Consider the following 7,272-nt stretch of genomic DNA (forward strand, 5'->3'; position numbering starts at 1 on the left):
ACCCAGCGCGGCTTTTGCTCTAGCAGTCAGTCGAGCAAGCTCGACTCTACCGACCCGCCACGAGGGGCTCAGCCGTTGGCCGGAATCACAGTGCCGCGCGGATCCGCTCGCGCAGTGCTTCCAGATCCTTGGCAAACGCCTCGATGCCGGTCGCCAGCTTCTCGGTGGCCATCGGATCGGCCGCCAGGTCCGCCGCGAACTTCGCCGCATCGATCGGGGTCACCGCCGCGCCGTCCGCTGCACCGGCCACCAGCTTGCGCGGCAGCTCGCCGTGGTCGGCGTCCAGCTTTTCCAGCAGGTCTGGCGAAATCGTCAGGCGGTCACAGCCGGACAGTGCTTCGATCTGCGCGGTCGAACGGAACGAGGCACCCATCACCACCGTCGGCGAACCGCGGCGCTTGAATTCGGCATACACGCCACGCACGAACTTCACGCCCGGGTCTTCGTCGATGGTGGCCGGGGTCTGGCCGTTGGCCACGTACCAATCGAGGATACGACCGACGAACGGCGAGATCAGGAACGCGCCGGCTTCGCTGCAGGCCAGCGCCTGGGTCGGGTTGAAGATCAGGGTCAGGTTGCAGTCGATGCCCTCGGCCTGCAGGATGCGCGCGGCTTCCACGCCTTCCCAGGTCGCGGCGATCTTGATCAGGATCTTCTCGCGCGGCACGCCGGCATCGGCGTACATCTGGATGAACTGGCGGGCCTTGGCCACGGTGGCGGCGGTGTCGTGGGCCTGGTCGGCGTCCACTTCGGTGGACACGCGGCCCGGCACCAGCGTGCTCAGCAGCGCGCCGACGCCGATGGTCAGGCGGTCGGCCACGGCGTGCACCACGGCTTCGCGGTCGCCACTCTGCTGGCGGCCCCAAGCCAGTTCGCGTTCGATCAGCTCGGCGTAGACCGGCAGGTCCAGCGCCTTCTTCACCAGGGTCGGATTGGTGGTGCAGTCCACCGGCTGCAGGCGCTTGATCGCCTCGTAGTCACCGGTATCGGCAACGACCACGGACAGTTCGCGCAGCTGGGACAGTTTGGACGGGGTACTCATTACGGCTCCTGGTGCAGGGGGATCGAATCGCGCGCAGTGCGCAGCGGTAATCAGGGGCGGTCGTTGTGGACCGCGGTCACGCGCAGGCGCAGCTTGCGGCCGCCGGGCGCATTCCAGTCGATGCTCTGGCCGATCGAAAGGCCGAGCAGGGCACTGCCGACCGGGGCCAGCACGGAAACCTTGCCTTCATCGACGTTGGCTTCGCGGGGGAAGACCAGGGTCAGGACGTGCTTCTCGCCCGACACTTCATCTTCGCACTCCACGCGCGAATGCATCATGACGATGCCTTCGGGAATCTGGTCCGGTGCCAGCACGGTGGCCCGGTTGAGTTCTTCAGCAAGCGCGAGCGCGGCAGGCGTCTGGCTCAGCGCAGGGGATTCGAGCATGGCGTCCAGGCGGTCCATGTCGAAGGTGGAAACGGTGATCGACGGCGGCAGGCCGCTGGCGGTACTCATGGTGAAGCTCCTTGGTTGAAAGCCATGCAAAAGGCGGCACCTGCTGGCGCCGCCTGTCTGTATTGTGGGGACAAATGCGGCCGGAATCGACTCCTGCCGATTCCAGGCCGGTGCTGCGGGGGTTCAGCCGTTCAGGGCGGGGCCGGGCAGGGCGGTCGCGTCGCCGGTGGCATTCACCGCATCAAGGGTGAACAACGCCTGCGGCAGGCGCTTGAACTGGTCGGCCAGTTCCATCAGGAAGTCGTTCATGGCCGAGCTGCGGCGCCAGATCATGGCGATGCGACGGCTGGGACGGCCCTCGCCGGTGAAGTCGAGCAGGCGGATGTTGTTCGAGCGCGGCACCGGCGGCTGCACCGACAGGCTGGGCAGCAGGGTGATGCCGACGTCGGCGGCAACCATCTGCCGCAGCGTCTCCAGGCTGGTGGCGCGGAACTCGGACTTCTCGTTGGCGCCGAACAGGCGGCACACTTCCAGCGCCTGGTCGCGCAGGCAGTGGCCATCTTCCAGCAGCAGCAGCTTCTGCGTGGCCAGTTCCTGCACATCCAGGTGTTCGCGGCGGGCCAGCGGGTGGCGCCCGGACACCGCCAGCAGGAACGGTTCCTCGAACAGGAACTCGGCGTGCAGCTGGTCGTCGATTACCGGCAGCGCCAGCAGCGCGGCGTCCAGCTTGCCTTCGCGCAGGCGGTCCAGCAGCACATCGCTCTTTTCCTCGACCAGCAGCAGTTCCAGCTCCGGGAAGCGCTCGCGGATGCGTGGGATCACATGCGGCAGCAGGTACGGACCGAGGGTCGGGAAGATCCCCAGGCGCACCGTCCCGGCTTCCGGGTCGCGGCTTCGTCGCGCCGCCTCCTTCAGCTGCTCCACTTCGGACACGATCACCCGTGCCCGTGCCGCCGCTTCCTGGCCGGCCGGGGTCAGCATCACCTTGCGCGGTGCGCGTTCCACCAGCGGCAGGCCCAGTTCTTCTTCCAGCTTGCGGATCTGCGTGGACAGCGTGGGCTGGCTGACAAAGCAGGAGGCGGCAGCCCGGCCGAAATGCTTGTGGTCGGCCAGGGCTACCAGGTACTTCAGATCACGTAGGTTCATCCTTACACCCCAGGGGTAACGGACCGGCTGACGGCGTGGTTACCCGACAGGCAGACAATGTTCCCGGTGATCTGGGAACGGTGGATCAGGCCGCTTCAGCAACGGCACCGCTGCTGTTGCTCACCGACGAGCGGATCAGGTGGTCGAACGCGCTCAGTGCGGCGGTCGAACCGGCGCCCATGGCAATGATGATCTGCTTGTAGGGTACCGTCGTGCAATCGCCAGCAGCGAACACACCCGGCAGGTTGGTCTGGCCGCGGTCGTCGATGACGACCTCGCCACGCGGCGACAACGCCACCACGTCCTTCAGCCACTCGGTGTTGGGCAGCAGGCCGATCTGCACGAAGATGCCTTCCAGCTCGACGCGGTGGGCGTCGCCGCCGACGCGGTCCTTGTAGACCAGGCCGGTGACACGGCTGCCGTCGCCCAGCACTTCGGTGGTCTGTGCGCTGGTCAGCACGGTGACATTGGCCAGGCTGCGCAGCTTCTTCTGCAGCACTTCATCGGCGCGCAGGCTGGAATCGAACTCCAGCAGGGTTACATGCGACACGATGCCGGCCAGGTCGATGGCCGCTTCCACGCCGGAGTTGCCGCCGCCGATCACCGCCACGCGCTTGCCCTTGAACAGCGGGCCATCGCAGTGTGGGCAATAGGCCACGCCCTTGTTGCGGTACTGGTCTTCGCCCGGCACGTTCATCTGCCGCCAGCGTGCGCCAGTGGACAGGATCACCGAACGCGACTTCAGCACTGCGCCATTCTCCAGCTGCACCTGCACCAGGCCGTCTTCACCGGCCGGCACCAGCGCGCTGGCGCGCTGCAGGTTCATGATGTCCACCTCGTACTCGCGCACGTGCTGTTCCAGTGCCGTGGCCAGCTTCGGGCCTTCGGTCTCCTTCACCGAAATGAAGTTCTCGATCGCCATGGTGTCCAGCACCTGGCCACCGAAACGCTCGGCGGCGATGCCGGTGCGGATGCCCTTGCGTGCGGCGTAGATCGCCGCTGCAGCACCGGCCGGGCCACCGCCCACCACCAGCACGTCGAAGGCGTCCTTGGCGGCGATCTTCTCGGCATCGCGCTTGCTGGCATTGGTGTCCAGCTTGGCCACGATCTGCTCGAGGGTCATGCGGCCCTGGTCGAACACTTCGCCGTTGAGGTACACGGTCGGCACCGACATGATCTCGCGCTTCTCGACTTCGTCCTGGAACAGGGCACCGTCGATGGCCACGTGCTGGATGCGCGGGTTGAGCACCGCCGCCAGGTTCAGCGCCTGCACCACGTCCGGGCAGTTCTGGCAGGACAGCGAGAAGTAGGTTTCGAACCTGTACTCGCCTTCCAGGTTCTGCACCTGCTCGATCAGCTCGGCCGTGGCCTTGGACGGATGACCGCCCACCTGCAGCAGCGCCAGCACCAGCGAGGTGAACTCATGGCCCATCGGCAGGCCGGCGAAGGTCAGATGGATGTCCTGGCCCGGGGTGCCCAGGTCGAAGGACGGCACGCGGCCCTGGCCATCGCGCAGCACCTGCAGCGAGATCTTGTCCGACAGGCTTTCCAGGGTCTGCAGCAGTTCCAGCATCTCCTGCGACTTGGCGCCGTCGTCGGCGTGCGCGGTGATCTGGATCGGGCGGGTCACGCGCTCCAGATAGGTCTTCAGCTGCGACTGCAGGTTGGCGTCCAACATCGGTCTTCTCCTGGCTTCAGGCAAACAGGGGGCGTGGCACCGCTGTACAAGGTAGCGGACCAGCTGGGGGTAGGGGTGAACCCAAGACAGCGACCGTGGAAGGGGCTGGCTGGCCAAGGCGGGCGAGCGTTGGCTGTCTTGGGTTCACCCCCACGCCGGTAGGGCACCGGCATGGGGATGAAGGGCGCGCCGTGGCGTGGGGCCACGGAAGGCCGGTACTGCGTTAGATCTTGCCGACCAGGTCCAGCGACGGGGTCAGGGTCTTCTCGCCTTCCTTCCACTTGGCCGGGCAGACCTGGTTCGGGTTGGCGGCGGTGAACTGGGCAGCCTTCAGCTTGCGCAGGGTCTCGGAAACGTCACGGGCGATCTCGTTGGAGTGGATCTCCAGGGTCTTGATCACGCCTTCCGGGTTGATGATGAAGGTGCCGCGCAGGGCCAGGCCTTCTTCCGGAATGTGCACGCCGAAGGCGTTGGTCAGCTGGTGGGTCGGGTCGCCGACCAGCGGGAACTGGGCCTTGCCGACGGCCGGCGAGGTTTCGTGCCACACCTTGTGCGAGAAGTGGGTATCGGTGGTGACGATGTAGACCTCGGCGCCAGCCTTCTTGAACTCGGCGTAATGGTCAGCCGCGTCTTCGATCTCGGTCGGGCAGTTGAAGGTGAAGGCGGCCGGCATGAAGATCAGGACGGACCACTGGCCCTTCAGGCTGGCGTCGGAAACCTTGATGAACTCGCCATTGTGGTAAGCGTTGGCTTCGAACGGCTGGATCTGGGTGTTGATCAGGGACATCGTTTTTCCTCTGGTGAAGGGGAGTGGGTGAATCGACAGGAGCTAGGTTACCGACTCGCTGGCGATAAGAACAATCCATTGATTGCATCTATTCGATAGATGGAGTCTATCATTTGGTCATGAGCAGGCACTGAACCTTGCCGCTCCCATCCTGCAACTGGCTGTGTGACAAGGGAAATCTCCCGGAGGCGCGGAAAGGGGCCGATAGCCCCTCCTTATTCCCTCCGGCAGAACCTGAACGGATTGCAGCTTTTTGCAGTGTCGAGCCACGCTCGACTGCGGCTCTACAATTGCGGCATGTCTTTCCAAACCGAACCCTCCCTGCGCCAGACCGTGGCTGAGGCCAGTGCCCGTCTCGGCGGCATCGAGGCCCGCCACGAGGCTGAACTGCTGCTGCTGCACGTACTGGACCGCCCGCGCAGCTGGCTGTTCGCCCACGCCACCGATCCGCTGGCCGCCAATGACCAGGCCGCCTTCGAGGCGTTGCTGGCCCGCCGCGTGGCCGGTGAGCCGGTGGCCTACCTGACCGGCCGTCGCGGATTCTGGACGCTGGACCTGGAGGTCGACCTGGCCACGCTGATCCCGCGTCCGGAAACCGAGCTGCTGGTCGAGCTGGCGCTGGAGCGCCTGCCGCCAGACCAGTCGCTGCAGCTGGCCGACCTGGGCACCGGCAGTGGTGCGATTGCACTGGCACTGGCCAGCGAACGGCCGCAGGTGCAGGTGCTGGCCACCGACGCCAGCCCGGGCGCGCTGGCCGTGGCCGCGCGCAATGCCGCCCGCCATGATCTGCGCAACGTCCGCTTCGCCGAAGGCGGGCACGACTGGTATGCGCCGCTGCAGGGTGCCCGCTTCGACCTGATTGCCAGCAACCCGCCGTATATCGCCAGCGACGACCCGCATCTGGAACAGGGTGACCTGCGCTTCGAGCCGGCCACCGCACTGGCCTCGGGTCCGGATGGCCTGGACGACATCCGCCGCATCGTCGACGGTGGCCAGGCCCACCTGCTGCCCGGCGGCTGGCTGCTGATCGAGCATGGTTGGGACCAGGGCGAGGCGATCCGCGCGCTGTTCGAGGCGGCGGGGTTTGCCGAGGTGCAGACCGTGCAGGATCTGGAGCAGCGCGACCGCATCACCCTGGGCCGGCGTCCGGCCTAGAATGGAGGTTCTCCTGCCACGGCAGGGCATCACCCTGGAGCTGCAAGCATGCGTACGCTGTACCCCGCCATCACCCCCTATGACGTCGGCACCCTGAAGGTCGACGACCGCCACACGCTGTACTTCGAGCAGTGCGGCAACCCGGACGGCAAGCCGGTGGTGATGCTGCACGGTGGCCCGGGCGGTGGCTGCAGCGACAAGATGCGCCAGTTCCACGACCCGTCCAAGTACCGCATCATCCTGTTCGACCAGCGCGGTGCCGGCCGTTCCACCCCGCACGCCGACCTGGTGGACAACACCACCTGGGACCTTGTTGCCGATATCGAGAAGCTGCGCGAACACCTCAAGGTCGATCGCTGGCAGGTGTTCGGTGGCAGCTGGGGTTCGACCCTGGCGCTGGCCTATGCCGAAACCCATCCGCAGCGCGTGACCGAACTGGTCCTGCGCGGCATCTTCATGCTGCGCCGCTGGGAACTGGAGTGGTTCTACCAGGAAGGCGCCAACCGCCTGTTCCCGGATGCGTGGGAGCACTACCTCAAGCCGATCCCGTCGGTGGAGCGCCATGACCTGATCTCGGCCTTCCACCGCCGCCTGACCAGCGACGACGAAGCCACCCGCCTGGAAGCGGCCAAGGCGTGGGCGGTGTGGGAAGGCGCGACCAGCTTCCTGCATGTCGATGATGACTTCATCAACAGCCACGAAGACCCGCACTTCGCGCTGGCGTTTGCCCGCATCGAGAACCACTACTTCGTCAACGGCGGCTTCTTCGAGGTGGAAGACCAGCTGCTGCGCGACGCGCACCGCATCGCCGATATTCCCGGCGTGATCGTGCACGGCCGCTACGACGTGGTCTGCCCGCTGGCCAACGCCTGGGACCTGACCAAGGTCTGGCCGAAGGCGAAGCTGGAAATCACGCCGGCCTCGGGCCATTCGGCGTTCGAGGCCGAGAACGTGGACGCGCTGGTGCGCGCCACCGACAGCTTCGCCTGATCGGTAGTGCCGGCCGCTGGCCGGCAACGCCGCACCGGCAGCGCCGCGCCATGCGTGGCGCTACCAACCCTCGTCCACC

At 66.3% G+C, this 7,272-nt stretch carries 7 protein-coding genes; 2 read left to right on the forward strand and 5 right to left on the reverse strand.

All coding sequences use genetic code 11. From position 1 onward, the window contains the following. Positions 1–85 precede the first annotated feature (85 nt). From O0K41_RS21650 to ahpC, 5 genes are all read right to left on the reverse strand, one after another. Complete coding sequence (locus tag O0K41_RS21650; protein WP_049460911.1) at positions 86–1,042, reverse strand: transaldolase; 957 nt, start codon at positions 1,040–1,042, stop codon at positions 86–88. Between the two features lie 50 nt (positions 1,043–1,092). Continuing rightward, on the reverse strand, positions 1,093–1,497 hold the full coding sequence (gene rnk / locus O0K41_RS21655) for a nucleoside diphosphate kinase regulator (RefSeq protein WP_005408156.1): 405 nt from the start codon (positions 1,495–1,497) through the stop codon (positions 1,093–1,095). Between the two features lie 123 nt (positions 1,498–1,620). After that, a complete protein-coding gene (locus tag O0K41_RS21660) occupies positions 1,621–2,583 on the reverse strand; it encodes a LysR substrate-binding domain-containing protein (protein WP_049450147.1) in 963 nt (320 codons plus the stop codon). An 85-nt stretch (positions 2,584–2,668) separates the two neighbouring features. After that, positions 2,669–4,261, reverse strand: coding sequence for an alkyl hydroperoxide reductase subunit F (gene ahpF / locus O0K41_RS21665; RefSeq protein WP_005408158.1), 1,593 nt, complete (start codon positions 4,259–4,261; stop codon positions 2,669–2,671). 223 nt (positions 4,262–4,484) lie between these two features. Further along, positions 4,485–5,048 (reverse strand): alkyl hydroperoxide reductase subunit C, encoded by a 564-nt coding sequence (ahpC, locus tag O0K41_RS21670; RefSeq protein WP_005408159.1) that lies wholly within the window; start codon positions 5,046–5,048, stop codon positions 4,485–4,487. Between the two features lie 297 nt (positions 5,049–5,345). On the opposite strand from ahpC, the gene prmC reads away from it, so the two are divergent. Together prmC and pip are read left to right on the forward strand one after the other, a co-directional pair. Then, positions 5,346–6,203 carry a peptide chain release factor N(5)-glutamine methyltransferase gene (gene prmC, locus O0K41_RS21675; protein ID WP_164223022.1) on the forward strand — a complete coding sequence of 286 codons (858 nt, stop codon included), beginning with the start codon at positions 5,346–5,348 and terminating at the stop codon, positions 6,201–6,203. A 48-nt stretch (positions 6,204–6,251) separates the two neighbouring features. Further along, positions 6,252–7,193 (forward strand): prolyl aminopeptidase, encoded by a 942-nt coding sequence (gene pip, locus O0K41_RS21680; RefSeq protein WP_005408161.1) that lies wholly within the window; start codon positions 6,252–6,254, stop codon positions 7,191–7,193. Positions 7,194–7,272: the final 79 nt, after the last annotated feature.

The organism is Stenotrophomonas sp. Sm2128 (genome assembly GCF_030985535.1).
Taxonomy (GTDB): Bacteria; Pseudomonadota; Gammaproteobacteria; order Xanthomonadales; family Xanthomonadaceae; genus Stenotrophomonas; species Stenotrophomonas maltophilia.